The organism is Chryseobacterium sp. CFS2 (genome assembly GCF_036543225.1).
Taxonomy (GTDB): domain Bacteria; phylum Bacteroidota; class Bacteroidia; order Flavobacteriales; family Weeksellaceae; genus Chryseobacterium; species Chryseobacterium culicis_A.
The window spans coordinates 268170-289147 of record NZ_JAZHQU010000002.1 but is presented as its reverse complement, the minus strand read 5'-3'; the positions used below and the strand labels follow the sequence as shown (position 1 = coordinate 289147).

The window sequence follows — 20978 nt, the reverse complement described above, 5'->3', positions numbered from 1 at the left end:
TGATGTTTTAACGCTTTAATTCTTTACCTAATTTCCTTTTATAGGCAGAGGTCACTTTCAAAATTTCGGTGGCTTCTTTAATAAGAACATCTAAACTTTCTTTTTCAAGTAAATGTAGCTCCTCTATTAACTCCAGCCAAAATAAAGTTTTGTCAGCTTCTTCTACGACAATGCATATTTTAGAATACTTTTCTTTGCTGGATCTTGCTCTGCATATCGCTCTATAGTTACTTGCTGTTGAGGAAACAGATCTGAAAACTTGTTTTCTTATATTTGATATTTTATCAGAATATGAAATGTTAGACAACTCATTAATGATTGCTATGGTTAAAGATTTAGTCTTTTGTGCAAACATCTGATTGTAATTGTTGTCCATATTCATATCAATTATCTTTTATCATTGATCATTTATCTTTAATAGAAATGCATACTCCAGTGCATCTTCTTTCAGAGACTCAAATCTTCCACTTGCTCCTCCGTGTCCTGAGCTCATGTCCGTTTTAAAGACTAAAATATTGTCGTCTGTCTTTAATTCTCTTAGTTTTGCTGTCCATTTTGCAGGTTCCCAATACTGTACCTGAGAGTCATGGAACCCTGTAGTGATGAGCATGTGCGGGTAATCTTTAGCTTCCACATTATCATAAGGAGAGTAGTCTTTCATATAATGATAATATTCCTCATCATTTGGATTTCCCCATTCATCATATTCTCCTGTTGTCAAAGGAATTGTATCATCCAGCATGGTGCTCACAACGTCTACGAAAGGGACTTGTGCTACAATTCCATGGAATAACTGAGGTTCGTAATTAACCACAGCTCCTACCAACAGACCGCCTGCACTTCCTCCCATTGCATACATGTGCCTTGATGAAGTATAATTTTCCTTAATTAAATGCTTTCCTGCATCAATAAAGTCGAAGAATGTATTTTTCTTGAACAGCATTTTCCCATCCTCATACCATTCTCTTCCCAGATATTCTCCACCACGGATGTGAGCGATCGCGTAAATAAAACCTCTGTCAAGCAAGGATAGTCTTACATTTGAAAAACTGGCATCAACAGTATGTCCATAACTTCCATATCCATACAAGAGAAGTGGGGTATCTGCTGATTTTTTGGTGTCTTTATGATATACTAAAGAAATAGGGACTTTTGCTTCCCCATCTCTGGAGTCTGCCCAGATTCTTTCTGAAATATAATTTTCAGGGAAAAACTTTCCACCCAGCACTTCCTGTTGTTTCAGAAGCTTCGTGGTTTTGTCCTTCATATTATATTCATACGTGGAACTCGGCTGTGTAAGAGAGGTGTAGCCATAACGTAGAATCTCTGTATCAAATTCCAGATTGATTCCGATATAAGCCGTATAAGTAGGATCGGAGAAAGGTAAATAATAAGATTCCTGGGTCTTCTCATCAATAATTTTGATCTGAAGTAATCCTCTTTCTCTTTCCTCAAGAACAAGATAGTCTTTGAAAATTTCAAAGCCTTCCAGTAGAACTTCTGCACGGTGAGGGATAACATCCACCCAGTTTTCCATACTGCAGTTGTCAATCTTCGTTTTTACAATTTTGAAATTGATCGCATCATCAGCATTGGTAATGATGTAAAATTCATCTTCATAATGCTCTACAGAATACTCAAGATCATCTATTCTGGGCTGAATTACCTTCCATTCTTCAAATACATTATCAGAAGGGATAAAGCGGTGCTCATCAGAAATTGTACTTGAACTTGCAATGAAAATATACTGTAAAGATTTTGTTTTAAATACATTCACATCAAAAGTATCATCCTCTTCGTGGAAGATCAATACATCGTCTGCAGAATCTGTTCCCAGCTGATGCCTGTATACCTGGAATGCACGCAGACTCTTATCTTTTCTAATATAAAAGACATGCTGATTATCATTTGCCCAAACTGCTTTTCCTGTTGTATTCGGAATTGTGTCTGTAAGAATTTCGCCTGTCTTTAAGCTTTTGAAGTTAAGAGTATAAATTCTTCTTCCCACATCATCTGAAGAAAAAGAAGCCAGCTCATTATTGGGGCTTACTGCTACGCTTCCTACTTCAAAAAATTCTTTGCCTCCTGCCAGAATATTAACGTCAAGCACAATCTCTTCTTCGTTGTCAAGACTTTTGTGTTTTCTGCAGAAAATAGGATATTCTTTACCTTCTTCATAACGTACAATATACCAGTACTCATTAAAAAAGTAAGGCAGAGATTCATCATCCTTTTTATAACGGGCTTTCATCTCTTCAAAAAGCTCTTCCTGAAGGGCTTCCGTATCTTTCATGATGAATTCTTCGTAGGCATTTTCTTCCTCAATATATTTGATGACTTCAGGGTTTTCCCTTTCATTCAGCCAAAAGTAATTATCGGTTCTTTTATCGCCGTGGGTTTCTAATATTTTTTCTATTTTTTTTGCCTGTGGAGCTTTCATCCGGGTATTTTTATTTTTTTTTATTGAATGGAATCTTATACTTTTTCTTCTGAAAGTAAGTAATTTAAGCAGAAATCAATTCAATATTAATTTTTGTTCAAATTTAGGTAAAAAAAAACCATCTTTCCTTTATTGAAAAGATGGTTGATCGTATTTTTATAATTAAAGACTATTTATGAAGTGCTTTAATATACTTTTCAAGGGCCATTGTCATAGAAGGTGTTTCCTTCGTAGGGGCCATTAAATCTACTTTTAATCCTGCTTCTTCTGCGGCTGCCAAAGTCGTGTTTCCGAAAACTCCGATCTTTGTTTCATCCTGCTTGAAGCCAGGGAAGTTTTGTTGTAACGATTTGATACCCTGTGGACTGAAGAAAATCAGCATGTCATAATCTTTGACATTGATATCTGTAAGGTCGCTGCATACGGTACGGTACATAATTGCTCTTGTCCAGTCTACATTAGATGCATCCATGGTTTTTACAATATCCGGACTTAAAACATCTGAAGAGGGCAGCAGATATTTTTCAGTTGGGAATTTTTTGAAAAGAGGAAGCAGGTCTGAGAAGTTTTTCTCCCCAAAGCTGATTTTTCTTTTTCTGTACACAATATGCTTTTGAAGGTAGTTGGCAATTGCTTCCGACTGACAGATGTATCTCATTGTATCCGGAACAGCGAAACGCAATTCCTCTGCTAGTCTGAAGTAATGGTCAATCGCATTTTTACTGGTAAAAATAATACCGGTATACTGCGTCAGATCTATTTTCTGTGTTCTGAGCTCTTTATTGTCAACCCCTTCGACGTGGATAAATGGACGGAAATCAATCTTTATTTTTTCCTTCTTCGCTATATCCAAATATGGAGAAGACTCACTAGGCGCTGGTTGAGAAACCAATATAGACTTTATTCTCATCATTGACATTTATTAAAAAAATAACAACTTCCAAAGCAATAATAATGGTGCGATTTGGAGGGTGCAAATATACAAAAATTTATAATACCATTTCTCGGGAAGAATCTTGTTCTTGTGAAATAAATAGAAAAAAACTTTGAAAATGAATACAAAAGTGAAGAAGCAGAAATAATATAAAAACATTTTATTTCTGTCTATCGGGAAGTAATAATGGGCTACACAAAGAATTATTAGCAAAAATGAAAGAATGAAATAAAATTTTGTGGAGGTAAAATAAAAAATAGTCCATTTTTTTCCGTCTCCTATACTTTGATAAAATAAAAAACCTAATGTTGATTTTATTAAATAAAAAAATAGCACTGCCAGCAAAGTATACCCGAATTTATTAAGCTGATATCCAAAAAGCTGAAGATCGGCAATATATTTCGGGACAATAGGAACGTATTGTGAAATCAAGACGGACAGTGTAAGGGTGGTTACACATGAGGTGATAATCCAGCTGGGAAGGTTATTGCTCGCATCAAAATATTTCTGAAGCAGAAAATCTTTGAGACTGGCATCCCTTTCTATGACGTTCATCATAAAAACATACAAAAATATACAGCCCACGAGGATAAAAATTACCCAGTCATTATTCTCAGGTATTCTTACGTGATTGACAAAGTGTTGTGATGATGGCAAAATTTAAGTTTTTTATTTATTATTTAACTTCATATAACACAATACGGCACAGATTTTCCTGTCACCTGATTCGTGAATTTGCAGTTAAAATATTTGCTCTCACAGATTTTACAGAGTGTTCAGATCTATTGAATAAAAGTTTCTGTTTCATCCGCTTAATCCCTGAGAAATATTTTTGCAAAATTATAGATTATTTTGTATAAAATAAAAAGGTTAAATAAACTATCTTTGCAAACTGAAATGAAAAAACTCGTCATCATCCCAACATACAACGAAAAGGAAAATATTGAAAATATTATTTCCGCAGTTTTTGCATTGGATGACGACTTTCATATCTTAGTGGTAGATGACTCTTCTCCGGATGGAACTGCAGAGATTGTAAAAGAGTTGCAGAAGAAAAATCCGCATTATCTTCACCTGTCGATAAGACATGTGAAAGATGGCTTGGGAAAGGCATATATTCATGGTTTTAAATGGGCAATTGAAAATAAATATGATTATATTTTCGAGATGGATGCCGATTTCTCACATAACCCGAATGATCTTCCAAAACTTTTTGAAGCCTGTAAAAATGCAGATATGGCCATTGGTTCCCGTTACTCAAAAGGAGTGAATGTGGTGAACTGGCCAATGGGAAGAGTATTATTGTCTTACTTTGCCTCAAAATATGTAAGGTTTGTACTGGGACTTCCCATTCATGATACAACAGCAGGATTTGTGTGCTTTTCAAGAAAAGTATTGGAGGAAATAGGATTGGATAATGTGAAATTAAAAGGCTATGGGTTTCAGATAGAAATGAAATTCAGAGCATTTAAAAAAGGTTTTAGAATTGTAGAAGTTCCTATTATATTTACCAACAGAATTTTAGGAGAAAGCAAAATGAACGGAGGAATTATCCATGAAGCCGTTTTTGGAGTACTGAACTTAAAATGGAAATCAATCATCAACAGATTATGAAACTGATGAAAAAGCTAATCTTTATTTTCGTTTTGCTGGGCCTGTTTTCGTGCGGCGATTATATTGATAAGCCTAAAAATCTGATCGATAAAGAGATGATGGCAGAAATTATTGCCGATCTTGCGATCAATGATCAGGCTATCTTTGTATATCCTGATAAGAATATGGAAGCAGGTACAAGAGCTGTGCTGAAGTCTCATAAAGTAAAATCTGATGACTTTGTAGACAGTTTCAAATACTATGTGATTAAAGAAGAAATGGATGGGATTACCAATGATGCACAGGAAATATTGCTGAAAAAAGATCCCAAAGCAGATAAATACATAAAGGATAAACTGAAACAAAATGGTGTTGTAATGCCTGTCGTAAGGTAAAATGACCCGGAAGTTTCTGCCCTACAAGAATCACTGGTAAAAACAGTGTTTTAAAAAAGTATAGAGATGAAATTTTTTAATATAGAAAAAACCTCTGAAGGAAAAGCCAGAGCAGGGGAAATTACCACAGATCACGGGAAGATTCAAACTCCCATTTTTATGCCTGTGGGAACTGTAGCAAGTGTGAAAACAGTTCATCAGAGAGAATTAAAAGAAGACATTAAAGCTCAGATTATTCTGGGAAATACTTACCACCTCTACCTTCGTCCCGGAATGGAGACGATGCAGGATGCCGGTGGTTTACATAAATTCATGAACTGGGATCTTCCGATCCTTACCGATTCCGGAGGTTTTCAGGTGTTTTCACTGGCGAGCAACAGAAAGATGACAGAAGAAGGTGCGAGATTCAAATCTCACATCGACGGTAGTTACCATATGTTCTCTCCGGAAAGATCAATGGAGATTCAAAGACAGATCGGAGCCGATATTTTTATGGCTTTTGATGAATGTACTCCTTATCCTTGTGATTACAACCAGGCAAAATCATCTATGGAGCTTACACACCGTTGGCTGAAAAGATGTATTGAATGGACTAATGATAACCCTGAATTATACGGGTATAAACAAAGACTTTTCCCAATTGTTCAGGGATCTACCTATTCCGATCTTAGAAAAATTTCTGCAGAAGTAATTTCTGAAGCAGGAGCAGAAGGAAATGCTATTGGAGGACTTTCTGTTGGAGAACCTGAAGAAGAAATGTACAGAATTACGGATGAAGTAACAGACATTCTTCCAAAAGAAAAACCAAGATATCTGATGGGAGTAGGAACTCCATGGAATATTCTTGAATCCATCGGGCTGGGAATTGATATGATGGATTGTGTAATGCCAACAAGAAATGCAAGAAATGCAATGCTTTTCACATGGCAAGGGGTGATGAACCTTAAAAACGAGAAATGGAAGCGTGATTTTTCGCCTTTGGACGAATTCGGAACCAGTTTTGTGGATCGTGAATATTCAAAAGCGTATCTTCGCCACCTGTTTGTATCCAAAGAATATCTGGCAAAACAGATTGCTTCGATTCATAATCTTGCATTCTACCTGGATTTAGTAAAAGTAGCCAGAGAACATATTATTGCAGGAGATTTTTATGAATGGAAAAACTCTGTAGTACCAATTCTTAGACAAAGACTGTAAGAAAATATGCTTAAAATTGTAGACAGATATATCATTAAAAAATACCTTGGAACGTTCAGTTTCATGTTGGTATTATTGTCTATAGTCGTACTGGTCATTGATGTTCAGCAAAAGATTCCAAGGATAGAAAATGCCAAGGCTATTGATCCGAAACTGGATCTGACCTATTTCCTTATCCATTTTTATCCCTTCTGGATCATCAATCTTGTAGTGACTTTCCTTTCCATTCTGGTATTTATATCGGTGATTTATTTTACCTCCAGGATGGCAAATAATACTGAAATTGTTGCTATTATCAGTAGTGGAGCCAGTTTCCACAGATTTTCCAAACCTTATCTGGTTACCTCTATTTTTATTGGATTGATTGCTCTTGTGGTGTATCATATGGTGCTGCCATGGGCTAATATCAAGAAAAATGAACTGGAAGCTTATACCTATAATGCAGCCAATAAAGAAAAGATTTTAGGAACAGCACCCGCTTCTTCACAGCTGAGTAAAACGGAATATATTTTCGTTGATTCATGGAATAAAAGAGAAAAAAGAGGATCGAGTTTTGTCTATCAGAAATATGATAAAGACAGAAAAATGACCTACGAGCTGAAAGCAAGCGAAGTATATTGGGATAAAACAAAAAAACAGTTTGTTCTTAATAATTATCTTGAAAAAACCATCAATAAAGACAATACCGAAAAACTAGGAAACGGAATAGAATTAAGAAAAAATTACGGTCACTCACCGGAAGAGCTTTTTCCTAACGAGCTTTTGGGGCAAAATAAAACCACACCGGAACTTCTGAAATTTATTGAAAGAGAAAAGGCAAGAGGAAACAGTAACCTGAATTCCTATCTGAATGAGCTTCACCAAAGAACATCAATGCCTGTTTCCATCATTATTCTTACTTTCCTGGCGCTTTCCCTGTCATCACAAAAGAAAAGGGGAGGATTGGGAGTTAATCTGGCCATAGGGATTTCATTGGCCTTTATTTTCGTGTTTTCATTTGAAGCTTTAAAAGTAGTTTCAGAAAATAAAAGTTTGTCTCCGGCTGTAGCGATGTGGCTGCCCAATCTGGTATTCCTTCCGCTTACTCTTTACCTTTATATCAAAAGAGCCAATCAGTAAAGTAATTTTACTTCCTTGTGATAAAAGGAATGCATTCCGTCTTCCAGTTCGATCCAGAGTTCACCCTTCTCGTCTGCATTTCGGATAATGCCATTTTGTCGCTCTTTTTCAATTTCAAAGACAGATACCTGATCTTTTCTGAAAAGGTTTTTATTAAACCCATCCAGAATTTCCTGGTCAGAAGGAATGTTTTTTAGTTTTTCAGACAGGAATTCATGGAGATTTAAAGCCAGTTCTTCAAGGTCAAATTGTATTCCCGTCTGGGTCAGAAGTGATCCCGCATTGGATATTGTATCAAAATCTTTCTGGAGAATGTTGATTCCTGCTCCTATGATGAAATAATTATTTTGATTAATTTTTTTCTTTTCTATTAAAATTCCAACGATTTTTTTACCTTTAAGGATGATATCATTCGGCCATTTGATTTTTACCTCAGAGTCAGACAATTTGGCAAGGAAATCCCGGATCACCATTGCGGTATAATAATTGAATATAAAGTCGGAGCACAGGATGTTCTGAGTACTCACTGCCAGCGTATAAGCCAGGTTTTTTCCGGCAGTCTGAGTCCAAACATTTCCATACTGACCACGGCCTTTAGTTTGATTAAAAGTATGAAGCCCTATAAAATTTGAATTTCCGTAAAGTAAAAACTTTGATATTTCGTCATTAGTAGAAGAACATTCTTTCAGGTAGAAGAGTTGGCTCATTTAAGAAAAATTTAAGACATTAGGAGGGTAAAAGTAAGGTTAAAGTAAAGAAAAAACAATAAATTTGCAGATTATAGTATTTTTTTAATGAATAAAACAGCAGAAAAACAAGCGTTAATAGATAAAATCGTTGAAGCTATCCAGGATGTAAAAGGAGAAGACATTATGATCTTTGATCTTTCCAACATCGAAAACTCCGTAGCAGAAACGTTCGTGATATGTAGCGGAAACTCAAATACACAGGTAGCTGCATTAGCAGGAAGTGTAGAGAAAAAAGTAAGAAACGAACTGCAGGACAGACCTTGGCACGTAGAAGGTACTGAAAATGCGATGTGGGTATTGGTGGATTACGTTTCAGTGGTGGTTCATATATTCCAAAAACAGGTACGTGAGTACTACGATATAGAAGAGCTTTGGGGTGACGCAGTCATTACCAAAATTGAAAATGAATAATAAAAATTTAAAAAGTCTAAATGAATAATAAAGGATTCAACTGGTTCTTTCCTATTGCAATCATAGCTCTTTTGCTGTTCTTTGGCTCCAATTTCCTTGGAGGTGATACTGCAAAATCTATTGATGAAGATGGTTTCTTTAGAGAAATGCAGGCGGGCAAAGTCCAGAATATAATTATATACAAAGACATAGAGAAAGCGGATGTTTTCCTAACAAAAGAAGCAAAATCGGCAATGGTGTCCAAAGCCGGAAAAGAAAACAACCCACTTTCCGTCCTGGACATGGCTCCTAAAGCAGATTTTTCTGTGAAATATGGAGACCTTCAACTTTTCCTTCAGAAATTTGAGCAGGTCAAAGCCAGCAATCCGGTTATTAAAACAACTAAAGATTACGGTACTGGAAAAAGCGCATTAATGGATATTTTAATTCCTGCGCTGGTTTGGATTTCTATCTTAGGATTATTCTACTTCCTTCTTTTCAGAAAGATGGGTGGAGGCGGAGGTCCTGGCGGACAAATCTTCTCTATCGGAAAATCTAAAGCAAAACTTTTCGACGAAAAAGAAAGAATTCAGGTAACATTTAAAGATGTTGCAGGATTGGAAGGTGCTAAAGAAGAAGTTCAGGAAGTAGTAGATTTCTTGAAAAACTCTGAAAAATATACAAAACTGGGAGGTAAAATCCCTAAAGGAGTTCTTTTGGTAGGCCCTCCGGGAACAGGTAAAACCTTATTGGCAAAAGCTGTTGCAGGTGAAGCTAAAGTTCCGTTCTTCTCTCTTTCAGGATCAGATTTCGTTGAAATGTTTGTTGGTGTAGGAGCTTCCAGAGTAAGAGACCTTTTTGCTCAGGCTAAAGCAAAATCTCCGGCAATTATCTTCATTGATGAGATTGATGCTATCGGACGTGCAAGAGGAAAGAATAATTTCTCTGGCGGAAACGACGAAAGAGAAAATACATTAAACCAGCTTCTTACCGAAATGGACGGTTTCGGAACAGATGTCAATGTCATTGTAATGGCGGCTACCAACAGAGCGGATATTCTTGATAAAGCATTAATGAGAGCAGGTCGTTTTGACCGTTCTATCTATGTGGATCTTCCGGAACTTCACGAAAGAAGACAGATCTTTGATGTTCACTTGAAAAAAATCAAGCTTGATGATAATGTAGATAGAGATTTCTTAGCAAAACAAACTCCTGGATTCAGTGGGGCAGATATTGCTAATGTTTGTAATGAAGCAGCATTAATCGCAGCAAGATATAACCATACTTCTGTTACGAAACAGGACTTCCTGGATGCGGTAGACAGAATTATCGGTGGACTTGAGAAGAAAAATATGGCCATCAAACCATCTGAAAAGAGAAGAGTTGCTTATCATGAAGCAGGTCACGCTACAATTTCCTGGTTAGTAGAACATGCATCACCACTTTTAAAAGTAACAATTGTTCCAAGAGGACGTTCTTTAGGGGCAGCATGGTATCTTCCGGAAGAAAGACAGCTTACCACTACTGAGCAAATGCTGGACGAAATGTGTGCAACATTGGGAGGTAGAGCCGCAGAGCAGGTAATCTTCAACAATATCTCTACAGGAGCACTTTCTGATCTTGAAACAGTAACGAAGAGAGCTCAGGCTATGGTAACAATCTACGGATTAAGTCCGAATATCGGTAATATTTCTTATTATGACAGTTCAGGACAGTCTGAATACTCATTCGGAAAGCCTTACTCTGAAGAAACAGCTACCAAAATTGATGCAGAGATCAAATTGATTATCGAAAACCAGTACGAAAGAGCAGTAAGAATTCTTGAAGAAAATAAAGATAAACTGGATGCTCTGGCAAATAAATTGTTGGAAAAAGAAGTGATCTTCCGTGAAGACTTAGAAGAAATATTCGGTAAGAGAGCATGGGATCCTGAATTGACAGAGAAACCTGTTACCAATACTATTCCTGAAAAAGATCAGCCAATAGCAGAGGAAACACCTCAGATCAAAGAAAAAGAAGAAGAAAGCGAAATTCAGGCTCCAGAAAGCCCAACACAGCTTTAAGACTCTAAAAAATAGAATTAACAAAAACCTGACAACTGCAAAATTGTCAGGTTTTTTCATATTTGAAGAGATATTTTGGACACTATTGTAATTTATTTTCTATTTTTGTATAAAGTTGACTAAAAATAGATTAAGTTGAATTTATTCAAGAGGATTGTAAGCAAACTTACCAACCAGCCTGAAGAAGAGGACAAACAGAGCCTGGAGAAGCTTGGGGATTCGCTGAAAAATGCGGATCTTGACTATAAGTTTGCGCAATTATTTACGCATTCGGGGGGATTTTTTAATTATTGTGCAGATGAAGCGGAAGCTCTACAAACTTTAAATCAAATTATCAAAATAGAAGGTATTAACAACCTTTTCTGTTGGGATAAAGAACTTCAGAACTTTTTGAACGTTGTGAAGTCTACTTATACTTCAGAACTGCAGTCTTCTAATGAGGCCGCATTCATTACTTGTGAATACCTGATTGCCTATGATGGCAGAATCATGCTTTCTCATAATAATATCCTTCATTATCATTCTTCAAGGCTTCCTGACAAAATTATTATCATCGCCAATGTTTCTCAGATTGTGAACAACCTGAATGATGCAATGGGGAAAATAAAAAGAAACGGAAATATCAAGAACCTTACTTCTATCAGCGGAAGCCAGTCAAAAATGGACAGTTCTTCCAATGCCAATACAAAGCTGTTTTTATTGCTGCTTGAAGATTAAGCAACCACTTCTAAATTTTAAATTTTGGACAAAAACCTCATTCAAAGAACCGTATCAGGGATAGTGTATGTAGCCGTCATTATTCTTTGTTCTACTCCGTTGGGAGCACAGCTGCTGAACAGTATTGTACCTGGTCTCATTAAACAGCAGTATCTTTTTTATGGCTTAATGAGTCTGTTGCTGATTGTGGGAACCTGGGAATGTGTCAAAATCATGAAATTTGGAAACGGATATGAAAAATGGGTGGTATTCCCATTAGTCATGTTTATTTTCTATATTTTTTCCAAAAGATATTTTAGTCACGATTTCTTTTTTGATTTCAGGCTTAGTGAAATACTGGCACTGGCGCTTATTGGGATTGCTGTGGTTACTTTATTCAAATATCCTAACGAATTATACTTCGACAGTGGGAAACTCATTTTTACCGTTATTTATGTAGCTCTGCCGTTCAGTTTTGCATTGGGGCTTCCAAAGTTCTCCAGCTATACAGACAGTTTCTCCCTGGAGGTTCTGTTTCTGTTTATTCTGATCTGGAGTAGTGATACCTTTGCGTATCTGGTAGGGAAGTTTTTCGGTAAACATAAGATGGCGCCTAAAATTTCTCCTAAAAAAACATGGGAAGGATATGCCGGAGGTGTAGTTCTTACATTGGTTCTGTCTTACTTTATTGAACATTATCAGCCTGAGCTGAGAGGAAACTGGATGATTGTAGGATTTCTGGTTGCTGCCTTTGCTCCTTTGGGAGATTTGGTAGAAAGCCAATTGAAAAGAAATTTCGGTGTAAAAGACAGTGGAAACATCATTCCTGGCCATGGTGGAGTTTTAGACAGACTGGATAGTTTTATTATCTGCGTTCCTGTCGTATATTTGTACTTTATTTTAGAAAAATTTATTTAGTCTCATGAAATTACATAGAGAATCAAAAGGAACGATTACCGTTGCAACCCTGCTTTTTATTATTCTGGGTGCGTTAGCAATTTATTTCCTTGAAATATGGTCACTGGTGATCATTATGCCTTTGTTGGTTATTTACGGTTTAGTTTTCTGGTTCTTCAGAGTTCCGGATCGTAATATCCTTGATCACAAAGAAAACGTAATAGCTCCGGTAGACGGAAAAGTGGTAATGATCAAAGAAGTGGATGAAGATGAATTTATAAAAGGAAAAGCCATCCAGGTTTCTATTTTCATGTCTCCATTGAATGTTCACATCTGCAGGTATCCGGTTTCGGGAGAAGTGATTTATAAAAAATATCACCCGGGAAAATATCTGGTAGCATGGCATGAAAAGTCTTCTACGGAGAATGAAAGAACTACGGTAGCCATACAAACGATGACCAATCATAAAGTAGTCTTCAGACAGATTGCCGGATATGTGGCAAGAAGAATCGTTTTCTACTGTAACGAAGGTGATAAAGCAAAAGCCGGGCATGAGTTCGGATTTATTAAATTTGGCTCCAGAATGGATGTATTCCTGCCATTGGATACTGAGATCATCTGCAAGATTGGTGATATTACAAAAGGAGGTGAAGATATAATCGCCAAACTGAAAGAAAATTAATAGTATTATCGTATATAAGATCAAAAGAGAGCCTTTATAGCTCTCTTTTTTATTGAGTAAACATGAATCTCATTTGAGTGTTTTAAGTTTAAATTACGCATGAGTAATATTGCGTATCAGAAGATAGATGCTTTTTCGTTGAGATCAATAATTTTGCATGCTTAAAAACACAAGCTCATGCTTTTAAGTGATGTGAGGTAAATGCTTATTAATTTCTTGTTAAAAATGGTATTTCATTTGATAATTTTAATAAATTGTAGCTAGAAAACACCTTAATCATATCCTTTTTAATGCTGAAAAAGACGATACATTTCGTGTTGTAGATTTTTTTATTTTGCATGAAAGGTTGTTAATATTGGAAAATTTATGCTTTCAGGAGTACAAATACCAACTTAAGCTTGTGAAAGCATAAAAAAACAACAAGATGATTTATAAGTTTTTCTTTAAGATGATCAACGATGAAACAGAGAAGATGGATGACGATTTTGACAGTAATTATCTGCATCTTATTAATCGGTATCTGCTTTTACTGTTTTTCATATTTCTGTTTTATTCCATTTTTATTATTGCTTTTTTCGGAGATATGTTGATCTCAACATTTCTTACCGTAATTACCTTTTTCTGGCTGTTTCTTATGGCTATAAAAGGAAAGACCAGGCGCTTTAAAAAGGTTTTGAAAACTTCTATTATCGGTACATTCGTTTTACTGACTTTTATTGTCAACTTTTTTAATATTTATACTTACAAGAATGCAGGGGTAGAATATTTCTACTTTTGTCTTCTGTTTGCGGTTCCTTTCTTCCTGAATTATAAAAAAGATTCTTTTTCCATCTTTTTTATTACATTCATGATCAGTATCAATTTTATAGTGTGTCTGTATTTTGATTTTGATTTTCTGCCTAAAAGCCGATTTATAGAAAAAGAAGATTTTAAAACAATAAAACTGTTGAACATTTTATTTTCTATTGCTTCCTTTTTGATGGATATTGTCTTTATTACCCAGAAGGATGCCCTTATCCATGGCTTAATTACGGACAGAAAAGAAAAAGATTCTACCATCAAGGATCTGGTGAAAACAAATACAGAACTTATGAAGCACCAGATGCTTATCAATCATCTTTCAGAAGAAAATATCCAGGAAATTTTAAGTCTGGCTGAAAATAATTCGCCTATGTTTTTTGAAAAATTTCAGGTGTTTTTTCCTCATTTTATTCCTGATATTTTAAAAATAAATCCTAACCTTATCCATTCTGAACTGTATTTCTGTGCTTTGATGAAGCTTGATTTTGATACCAAGAAAATAGCACAATGTACCAATAACAGTATTCGTGCGGTAGAAAGTAAAAAATACAGAATCCGGAAAAAACTGAATATTTCCTCAGAAATCAACGTTAATAGTTTTCTTATTAAAATTTAAACAAAATTCCGATTTTTGTTACTTATACGTAGTGTTGAGTAGTATTTGATGGCATTTTTTGTTTTTCTTGTCGATATTTTTACTTAAAAATATTGTGATGAATATTAAGAACATTCATATTGGGAGTCTGATCAAATCCAAAGTAGAAGAACATCAGATTTCAATAGAAAGAATTTCCCGATTTTTAAACAGAACGGAAGATGAAATAGAAATGATGTATCATGCAGGAAGCATGGATACCGATGTTCTCTTGAAATGGTGTAAGCTTTTAAAATTTGATTTCTTTAGGTTTTATACCAGCCACCTGATTTTATATGCTCCTCAGTCAAGAATTGATAATACAGCCATCCAAAAGGGAAAGGCGATGGTTTTCCGGAAAAGTATCTATACCCAGGAAGTAAAAGATTTTATACTTGAAAAAATCGAAAGCAGAACAATGACTGCTAACGATGTTGTGGAACGGTATAAGATTCCTAAAACCACCTTATATAAATGGATGAAAAAAATATAATATGATGCCTGACTATAAGCAGATTTATACTGATATTCTTAAAGAAAAATTCCCCGAAAAATTAATAGACAACACCATCCGGTTTAAGCTGGAAACACTCCATTCTGCCATTAATATTCTGAAATTTAATCAAATAATTTTTGGTGAACCTGAATATACGGTGGGACGCAACAGCCAAAGACTCCGTTCTTATGACGAAGAATCTATTTTGAATATTCTCAGTTATCAGAAAAGAAATGAGCTTACCAATCTTCAGCTGAGTCATCATTTTAAAATAAGCCGAAATACCATTGCCAAGTGGAAAATCATTTTTAAAGTATGAGTAATTGTGTTTCATTTAATCTCTTGGTGTTATGATTTTAAATAAATAATCAATAATGATATTTTTGTTGTTTTTGTTTTCATTTTTGAATTTATGTTTGATGTTTGTTGAATAATTCAACTTTTTCTTAGTGCTTTTTTACGATTGTAAGTTGTTGACTTTTTGTGAGTTTTACTACGCGTGAGTAGTATTGCGTAGTGGGAATTAATTAGTGATGATCTGTGAATGATAATTTTGTGATGGTTAAATGACTGAGCTGCTTAGTTGAAATTTTAATCATTAAACAATTATAATTCATACAATGATGGACACAAAATTTACAATGTTCCCAATCAAAGTCTTGCTGATAGCAATGCTCTTTGCTTTTGGAAAAATTTATTCACAGGCTAATAATGGAGCGGTAGGAATTAATACTACTGTGCCCAATTCAAACTCTGTTTTGGATGTTGTTTCAGGAAATAATAACAAAGGAGTACTTATTCCGAGGCTAACTGAAACAGAACGAAATGCAATTGTAGTTAATCAATCCAAAGATGATGGCTTGACAATTTACAATACCACAGAAGATTGTTTTAATTACTGGAGCCTTGCTGACAACGAATGGAAAAGTGTCTGCGGACAAATGGGGAAAGCTGTTTTTACCATAGACTGCTCCTCTTCCAAAGCAATGGGAAGCTACGTGAAAGGGAAAGAACTTACCAATTCGAATTACCTGAGCATTGCTGTTAATGTTACAAAACCAGGGAATTATACCATTTCCGGAACGACAACAAACGGATATAACTTCTATGGAACCGGAGTATTCCTTAATGCCGGAACACAAACCATACAGATTCCGGGACAGGGAGCTCCTCAGAATATTCAGACTGATAATGTAGCACTTGAAGCCAACGGAACTGCTGTTACCTGTACTCCTGCCATTTCTATTGCGGTACTGAGCCCTTCCGGAACCTATACTATGAGCTGTGGAAGTGCAGCGGTAAACGGAGTCTATAAAGTAGGAACAGCTCTTACAGCTTCCAATACGATTACTTTGCCAGTGAATGTTTCAACACTTGGAAGTTACACCATTACCACCAATATTGTTGATGGAATTTCTTTCAGTGGATCAGGAGTATTTGCTGCTACAGGAAATCAGAATGTTACACTGCAAGGGACAGGTACACCTTCCTCCACCACTGTAAAAACAATGACCATTACTTCTGACAGCCAGGGAGGAGTTTCCACCACATGTACTGTCAATGTGATTGTGGTGGTTCCCAAGAAAAAACTTTTAACCATTGGTACAGCTCCAAATGGTTGTGGATATAATGTATCAGGAACTTCACCATCGGGTATGGTGACTAAAGCAGCCGCTAATTTTGGAACACTGGCAAACAGTATTGTAAAATATGAAGGATGGGATCAGATCATAGACGGTACAGACAGTCCAAATGCCACACAGCTGACAACCTGGACAACGGGAGCAAATCCTGTAGATATTATTGTTATTGGATATGCATGGGGAATGAATGCTGCAGAAGCTCAGGTATTAAAAAATTATCTGGCAAGAGGAGGGGTAATCGTTGCTTATTCTGAAAGTAATAGCGGAATGCAGAACCTTTTCAGAAATGTTTTTGACGGATCAGTAAATACAGGAAGTGTAAACAGTGCGGGAGCTATCTATAAACTTCCACTTACCAATGACGAAATACTGAATGGCCCTTTTGGTGATATAAGAGGATTACAATGGGGTGAAGATGCTTCTTCCACAACATATGCAACAGGGCTGCCTTCCAGTGAAATTACTGTATATTCAGGAGATACAAATATTTCTACAGCTTCACCCACAGGAAATGTAGGTCGTGTAACAGCATTTAAGCATAACACGCTGAACTTTATCTGGGTAGGAGATGGAGGATTTAACTCTCAGTGTGGAACTGTTACTTCTCCCAATACTTCAGATACGATATGCCCATTCTATGCAGATACGAACTATAAACCAATTCCTAAACCCAACTATGGAAATGGGGCAGCGGCCTATGAAATGAATGTATATAACTCAATATTCTATGCAAATGCTCTTGCCTGGGCAATTAAAAAGGCAGAATTCAGTGGAATAAACACAAAATGATAAGGTTTTTTAAAGATGGCTCCGGCACGATTATTCGTGCCGGAGTTTTTTATTTTATATATCTTTTAACCTCCTGTGTCAGGTGTAATATAAATTCCACAGGGATATCCTCTTCTGTATCGATAAGTAGAATTTTGAACTTCTTTCTGCCATCCTGAATCAGTTCAGGATAATCAAGTCTGTCGCCGTGATAAAAACTCAGATAGTGTTTTTGGTATTTTTTGCTGTAATAGAAGTAGCACAGCATTTTCTTTTTGTATTTAATAAACGGAAGTCCGAAACTGAATGTTTCTGTTATATTTTCCGGATCTGAGGCTAAAATAGTATCGCGCAAAAACAAAAGAGTACTTCTTTCAGGCTCTTCGATTCTGTAGAAATACTCTTGTATGGGGTTCATTTTATTCAGTTAAATGATTAGTCAAAGTTTTGAAGTTCAACCAGTTTGTGGTATACGCCTCTTTTAGCAATCAGATCATGGTGTGTTCCCTGTTCTACAATGTCACCTTTTTCCATTACCACAATCCAGTCTGCTTTCTGAATGGTTGAAAGACGATGGGCAATGACTAAAGAAGTTCTGTTTTCCATCATTTTTTCCAGTGCATCCTGTACAAATCTTTCAGATTCCGTATCCAGTGCAGAGGTGGCTTCATCCAGAATCATAATAGGTGGGTTTTTCAACACTGCTCTTGCAATAGAAACCCTTTGTTTCTGACCTCCGGAAAGCTTTCCGCCATCATCACCGATATTGGTATCATATCCTTCCGGAAGATTGGTGATGAAGGTGTCTGCATTAGCAATTTTAGCGGCTGCAATCACTTCTTCTCTGGTGGCATCAGGTTTACCCATCAGGATATTGTTGTAAACAGAATCATTGAATAATACAGATTCCTGTGTTACCATTCCCAGAAGCTTACGGTATTCCTGTAATTTTAAATGCTTAATGTCTGTTCCGTCAATCAGAATTTCTCCTTCCGAAACATCATAGAATCTTGCTAAAAGATTGGCAATAGTTGTTTTACCACTTCCACTTTGCCCGACAAGAGCAACCGTTTTTCCTTTTTGGATGGAAAGTGAGAAGTTTTTAAGAATCGTATGATCTTTATCGTAGTAAAAACCAATATTATTAAACTCGATTGATTTATTTAATGTTGAGATGGAAACAGGGTTCGCTATTTCGTCAATTCTTACATCAGCATCAAGAATTGCCAACACCCTTTCAAGAGATGCTTCCCCTTTCTGCACATTCGAAATAGACTGAGATAAACTTTTTACAGGAGGTAAAATCTGGAAGAAAATACCCAGGAAAACCAGGAAATCTGCAGGTGAAATGCTTTGTTCTACAATGATTTGCTTTCCACCGTACCAGGCAATAATTAAAAAAGTAACGGAGCCCAAAAATTCGCTCATTGGAGAGGCTAATTCCTTTTTTCTTCCTAATCTTATTGAACTGTTAATCCATTTCTGCATAGACTGCATAAAACGGTTGTCCATTATTTTTTCTGCACTGAAAATCTTAATCACCTTTGTAGATTTTAATGTTTCGTCTACAATGGAGAAAATATTTCCCATCTCATTTTGAGCCTCGTGAGAATCTTTTTTCAGACTTTTTCCTATTAAAGCAATCATTGTTCCCATTACAGGTAGTACTAAAAGCGAGAAAAGAGTCATTTCTGTACTTAAAAAGAAAAGAGTTACCAATGTGCTTATCAGCATAAAAGGAGCGTTGATTAATTCAACTAAACTTCCCAAAATATTCCCTTCAACTTCACCCACATCATTTGACATACGAGACATCAGATCTCCTTTTTTGCTTTCTGTAAAAAAAGAAACAGGTAGAGAAAGAATCTTTCTGTACATCGCTCCACGCAGGTCTTTAGTAACACCCACACGATAATTGATCAATAAAAATGAACCTAAATATCTGAAAAGGTTTCTCAGTAAAAACATAAAAGCCGTTATCACGCAAAGCCAGGCCAAAACGTTAAGCGCTCCATGTTCGGTTACTAAACTCTGAACATAATAATTGGCATATTCTTTTGCATAAGAGAAAAAATCTAAAATTTCTCCCGAATATACGGGGGCATGGCTGTATTTTTTAGCCTCAATGGTGCCGAAAAGCATTCCCAAAACGGGTAGAATAGTTCCCAAAGAAGCAATTTGAAATACAGAATACAGGAGATTAAAAAATAAACTTCCGTAGATGTATTTTTGGTGGGGTCTTGCGAACTTTAGTATTTTAATATATTGGTTCATTCAATGAAAAAATTGGATAGCAAAATTACGTAAAATTAAAAGATAAGACGTTCTTAATCCTGTTTTACTTTAATGGATAAGTTTCAAAAAATGTCTTTTTGTTACAACTCACAACTATTGAATCTTATTTTTTGAATCAATAAGACTAAAGAACAGGAAGTAAAAGACTAAGGCTGTTTAATGCAAAAACCGCTATCTCAGCGGTTTTCATATAGGGTTTAATTAAAATTTCACCTGGTCATTATATTTCGGAGCAAAGTTTTTAGGATTCAGTTTATCCAGTGTTTTTCCAAAATTATTGATGATGTGGGTCATATTATCAAAATCTACAATATTGATATCATCATTTTCGTGGTGATAATGAGATGCTTTGGTCATATCAACTGTTGAAAATGAATGGGCAATGATTTTCTTTTTTACAAAACTCACATTGTCTGAACGGTAGAAAAGCTGTTGTTTTGCATAAGGATCTGCATTAATTTTTAATCCATTCACAGCATTTTGATTGAAAAGTTCATCAAGATCCGAGAATCCGTCTCCGGTCATATATAGTGCGTTTTTTCCCCATTGAGATTCTGTAGCCACCATTTCAAAATTGAAAAGGGCAGTCATCTTATTATAAATAGGATCCAGATTTTTATCTGTTGAAATAGCTCTTGAACCCAGCATACCTTTTTCTTCCCCGTTGAATGCCATGAACACCATAGAGAATTCCGGTTTTTTGTTTTTGAAATAATCGGCAATGCCTACCAGGGTGGTAATTCCGCTGGCATCATCATCTGCTCCGTTGTAGATATTGTCTCCGCTTTTATCACTGGTTCCGATATGATCAAAATGCCCTGAGAATCCAAGATATTGATCCGTTTTTCCTTTTTTGATTCCACAGACATTATATACCGTTTTTCCATTATAATCAAAAGGAACCAGATAAGATTTTCCGGTACAGTATTCCAGGTTATTTTCTTTGAAAAGCTTTGCAATATAGTTGGCAGCATTTTCATTTTCCTGAGTTCCGATTTCACGGCCTTTCATTTCATCTGAAGCAAGAGTGGAAAGAACTGTTTTTACTCTTTCCTTGGAAACCTCCTGTGCAAAAGTAAGTATGGAGAATAGTGATAATGTAAGATACGTTAGCTTTTTCATTGTCTTTTATTAAAAGTTATATGATCTGTCGTATTTCTGATCAAAAAGTTGCAATGAAATTACA

Annotated in this window: 21 protein-coding genes; 13 read left to right on the top strand and 8 right to left on the bottom strand. The window is 35.8% G+C overall.

What is annotated here, in order from left to right:
* Positions 1 to 7 precede the first annotated feature (7 nt).
* The 4 genes from ODR02_RS04735 to ODR02_RS04720 all read right to left on the bottom strand — a co-directional run bounded on the left by ODR02_RS04735 (position 8) and on the right by ODR02_RS04720 (position 4031).
* Positions 8 to 376: a four helix bundle protein gene (locus ODR02_RS04735; protein WP_209786302.1), complete on the bottom strand. Its 369-nt coding sequence runs from the start codon at positions 374 to 376 to the stop codon at positions 8 to 10.
* Positions 377 to 397: 21 nt separating this feature from the next.
* Positions 398 to 2440 carry a S9 family peptidase gene (locus ODR02_RS04730; RefSeq protein ID WP_209786301.1) on the bottom strand — a complete coding sequence of 681 codons (2043 nt, stop codon included), beginning with the start codon at positions 2438 to 2440 and terminating at the stop codon, positions 398 to 400.
* 169 nt (positions 2441 to 2609) lie between these two features.
* Complete coding sequence (locus tag ODR02_RS04725; RefSeq protein WP_105683416.1) at positions 2610 to 3350, bottom strand: uroporphyrinogen-III synthase; 741 nt, start codon at positions 3348 to 3350, stop codon at positions 2610 to 2612.
* A gap of 12 nt (positions 3351 to 3362) precedes the next feature.
* The gene (locus tag ODR02_RS04720) at positions 3363 to 4031 is read right to left on the bottom strand and encodes a DUF4271 domain-containing protein (protein WP_209786300.1); all 669 of its coding nucleotides are present in this window, start codon (positions 4029 to 4031) and stop codon (positions 3363 to 3365) included.
* Positions 4032 to 4271: 240 nt separating this feature from the next.
* Here ODR02_RS04720 and ODR02_RS04715 point away from each other — a divergent pair, with 240 nt between their 5' ends.
* The 4 genes from ODR02_RS04715 (at position 4272) to ODR02_RS04700 (ending at position 7678) form a co-directional block, all read left to right on the top strand.
* A complete protein-coding gene (locus ODR02_RS04715; RefSeq protein ID WP_309511732.1) occupies positions 4272 to 4988 on the top strand; it encodes a polyprenol monophosphomannose synthase in 717 nt (238 codons plus the stop codon).
* A 5-nt stretch (positions 4989 to 4993) separates the two neighbouring features.
* A complete protein-coding gene (locus ODR02_RS04710) occupies positions 4994 to 5362 on the top strand; it encodes a DUF4296 domain-containing protein (protein ID WP_228421735.1) in 369 nt (122 codons plus the stop codon).
* A gap of 66 nt (positions 5363 to 5428) precedes the next feature.
* Complete coding sequence (tgt, locus tag ODR02_RS04705) at positions 5429 to 6559, top strand: tRNA guanosine(34) transglycosylase Tgt (protein WP_105683178.1); 1131 nt, start codon at positions 5429 to 5431, stop codon at positions 6557 to 6559.
* 6 nt (positions 6560 to 6565) lie between these two features.
* A complete protein-coding gene (locus ODR02_RS04700) occupies positions 6566 to 7678 on the top strand; it encodes an LptF/LptG family permease (RefSeq protein WP_209786299.1) in 1113 nt (370 codons plus the stop codon).
* On the opposite strand, the gene ODR02_RS04695 is transcribed toward ODR02_RS04700, so the two are convergent.
* Entirely contained in the window at positions 7672 to 8385 is a 714-nt protein-coding gene (locus tag ODR02_RS04695; protein WP_309511731.1) for a biotin--[acetyl-CoA-carboxylase] ligase, read from the bottom strand. The genes ODR02_RS04700 and ODR02_RS04695 overlap by 7 nt on opposite strands.
* Positions 8386 to 8472: 87 nt before the next feature.
* Between ODR02_RS04695 and rsfS the strand changes: the two genes are divergently transcribed.
* The 9 genes from rsfS to ODR02_RS04650 all read left to right on the top strand — a co-directional run bounded on the left by rsfS (position 8473) and on the right by ODR02_RS04650 (position 17518).
* Positions 8473 to 8838 carry a ribosome silencing factor gene (gene rsfS, locus ODR02_RS04690; RefSeq protein WP_047376360.1) on the top strand — a complete coding sequence of 122 codons (366 nt, stop codon included), beginning with the start codon at positions 8473 to 8475 and terminating at the stop codon, positions 8836 to 8838.
* 20 nt (positions 8839 to 8858) lie between these two features.
* Positions 8859 to 10880, top strand: a complete 2022-nt coding sequence (gene ftsH, locus ODR02_RS04685) for an ATP-dependent zinc metalloprotease FtsH (protein ID WP_209786297.1) — start codon at positions 8859 to 8861, stop codon at positions 10878 to 10880.
* 135 nt (positions 10881 to 11015) lie between these two features.
* The gene (locus ODR02_RS04680; RefSeq protein WP_165791670.1) at positions 11016 to 11597 is read left to right on the top strand and encodes an LUD domain-containing protein; all 582 of its coding nucleotides are present in this window, start codon (positions 11016 to 11018) and stop codon (positions 11595 to 11597) included.
* 24 nt (positions 11598 to 11621) lie between these two features.
* A complete protein-coding gene (locus ODR02_RS04675) occupies positions 11622 to 12494 on the top strand; it encodes a phosphatidate cytidylyltransferase (protein ID WP_105683182.1) in 873 nt (290 codons plus the stop codon).
* 4 nt (positions 12495 to 12498) lie between these two features.
* Positions 12499 to 13155, top strand: coding sequence for a phosphatidylserine decarboxylase family protein (locus ODR02_RS04670; RefSeq protein WP_209786295.1), 657 nt, complete (start codon positions 12499 to 12501; stop codon positions 13153 to 13155).
* 424 nt (positions 13156 to 13579) lie between these two features.
* A complete protein-coding gene (locus ODR02_RS04665; RefSeq protein WP_209786294.1) occupies positions 13580 to 14572 on the top strand; it encodes a helix-turn-helix transcriptional regulator in 993 nt (330 codons plus the stop codon).
* Positions 14573 to 14669: 97 nt separating this feature from the next.
* On the top strand, positions 14670 to 15083 hold the full coding sequence (locus tag ODR02_RS04660) for a transposase (RefSeq protein ID WP_309511730.1): 414 nt from the start codon (positions 14670 to 14672) through the stop codon (positions 15081 to 15083).
* Between the two features lies 1 nt (position 15084).
* On the top strand, positions 15085 to 15405 hold the full coding sequence (locus tag ODR02_RS04655) for a helix-turn-helix domain-containing protein (protein ID WP_309511729.1): 321 nt from the start codon (positions 15085 to 15087) through the stop codon (positions 15403 to 15405).
* 322 nt (positions 15406 to 15727) lie between these two features.
* A complete protein-coding gene (locus ODR02_RS04650) occupies positions 15728 to 17518 on the top strand; it encodes a hypothetical protein (RefSeq protein ID WP_309511728.1) in 1791 nt (596 codons plus the stop codon).
* A 49-nt stretch (positions 17519 to 17567) separates the two neighbouring features.
* On the opposite strand, the gene ODR02_RS04645 is transcribed toward ODR02_RS04650, so the two are convergent.
* The 3 genes from ODR02_RS04645 to ODR02_RS04635 form a co-directional block, all read right to left on the bottom strand.
* The gene (locus tag ODR02_RS04645; RefSeq protein ID WP_209786290.1) at positions 17568 to 17915 is read right to left on the bottom strand and encodes a DUF1801 domain-containing protein; all 348 of its coding nucleotides are present in this window, start codon (positions 17913 to 17915) and stop codon (positions 17568 to 17570) included.
* A gap of 17 nt (positions 17916 to 17932) precedes the next feature.
* Positions 17933 to 19771, bottom strand: a complete 1839-nt coding sequence (locus ODR02_RS04640) for an ABC transporter ATP-binding protein (RefSeq protein ID WP_209786289.1) — start codon at positions 19769 to 19771, stop codon at positions 17933 to 17935.
* Between the two features lie 222 nt (positions 19772 to 19993).
* Positions 19994 to 20914 (bottom strand): M28 family peptidase, encoded by a 921-nt coding sequence (locus tag ODR02_RS04635; RefSeq protein ID WP_209786288.1) that lies wholly within the window; start codon positions 20912 to 20914, stop codon positions 19994 to 19996.
* Between the last annotated feature and the right edge of the window lie 64 nt (positions 20915 to 20978).

Excerpts from the sequence above, each read along its gene's own strand:
- ODR02_RS04640 (WP_209786289.1), bottom strand. The coding sequence starts at position 19,771 with ATGAACCAATATATTAAAATACTAAAGTTCGCAAGACCCCACCAAAAA.
- ODR02_RS04670 (WP_209786295.1), top strand. The coding sequence starts at position 12,499 with ATGAAATTACATAGAGAATCAAAAGGAACGATTACCGTTGCAACCCTG.
- ODR02_RS04735 (WP_209786302.1), bottom strand. The coding sequence starts at position 376 with ATGGACAACAATTACAATCAGATGTTTGCACAAAAGACTAAATCTTTA.
- rsfS (WP_047376360.1), top strand. The coding sequence starts at position 8,473 with ATGAATAAAACAGCAGAAAAACAAGCGTTAATAGATAAAATCGTTGAA.
- ODR02_RS04665 (WP_209786294.1), top strand. The coding sequence starts at position 13,580 with ATGATTTATAAGTTTTTCTTTAAGATGATCAACGATGAAACAGAGAAG.
- ODR02_RS04695 (WP_309511731.1), bottom strand. The coding sequence starts at position 8,385 with ATGAGCCAACTCTTCTACCTGAAAGAATGTTCTTCTACTAATGACGAA.
- ODR02_RS04715 (WP_309511732.1), top strand. The coding sequence starts at position 4,272 with ATGAAAAAACTCGTCATCATCCCAACATACAACGAAAAGGAAAATATT.
- ODR02_RS04700 (WP_209786299.1), top strand. The coding sequence starts at position 6,566 with ATGCTTAAAATTGTAGACAGATATATCATTAAAAAATACCTTGGAACG.
- ODR02_RS04710 (WP_228421735.1), top strand. The coding sequence starts at position 4,994 with ATGAAAAAGCTAATCTTTATTTTCGTTTTGCTGGGCCTGTTTTCGTGC.
- ODR02_RS04730 (WP_209786301.1), bottom strand. The coding sequence starts at position 2,440 with ATGAAAGCTCCACAGGCAAAAAAAATAGAAAAAATATTAGAAACCCAC.
- ODR02_RS04645 (WP_209786290.1), bottom strand. The coding sequence starts at position 17,915 with ATGAACCCCATACAAGAGTATTTCTACAGAATCGAAGAGCCTGAAAGA.
- ftsH (WP_209786297.1), top strand. The coding sequence starts at position 8,859 with ATGAATAATAAAGGATTCAACTGGTTCTTTCCTATTGCAATCATAGCT.
- tgt (WP_105683178.1), top strand. The coding sequence starts at position 5,429 with ATGAAATTTTTTAATATAGAAAAAACCTCTGAAGGAAAAGCCAGAGCA.
- ODR02_RS04650 (WP_309511728.1), top strand. The coding sequence starts at position 15,728 with ATGTTCCCAATCAAAGTCTTGCTGATAGCAATGCTCTTTGCTTTTGGA.
- ODR02_RS04655 (WP_309511729.1), top strand. The coding sequence starts at position 15,085 with ATGATGCCTGACTATAAGCAGATTTATACTGATATTCTTAAAGAAAAA.
- ODR02_RS04660 (WP_309511730.1), top strand. The coding sequence starts at position 14,670 with ATGAATATTAAGAACATTCATATTGGGAGTCTGATCAAATCCAAAGTA.
- ODR02_RS04635 (WP_209786288.1), bottom strand. The coding sequence starts at position 20,914 with ATGAAAAAGCTAACGTATCTTACATTATCACTATTCTCCATACTTACT.
- ODR02_RS04725 (WP_105683416.1), bottom strand. The coding sequence starts at position 3,350 with ATGAGAATAAAGTCTATATTGGTTTCTCAACCAGCGCCTAGTGAGTCT.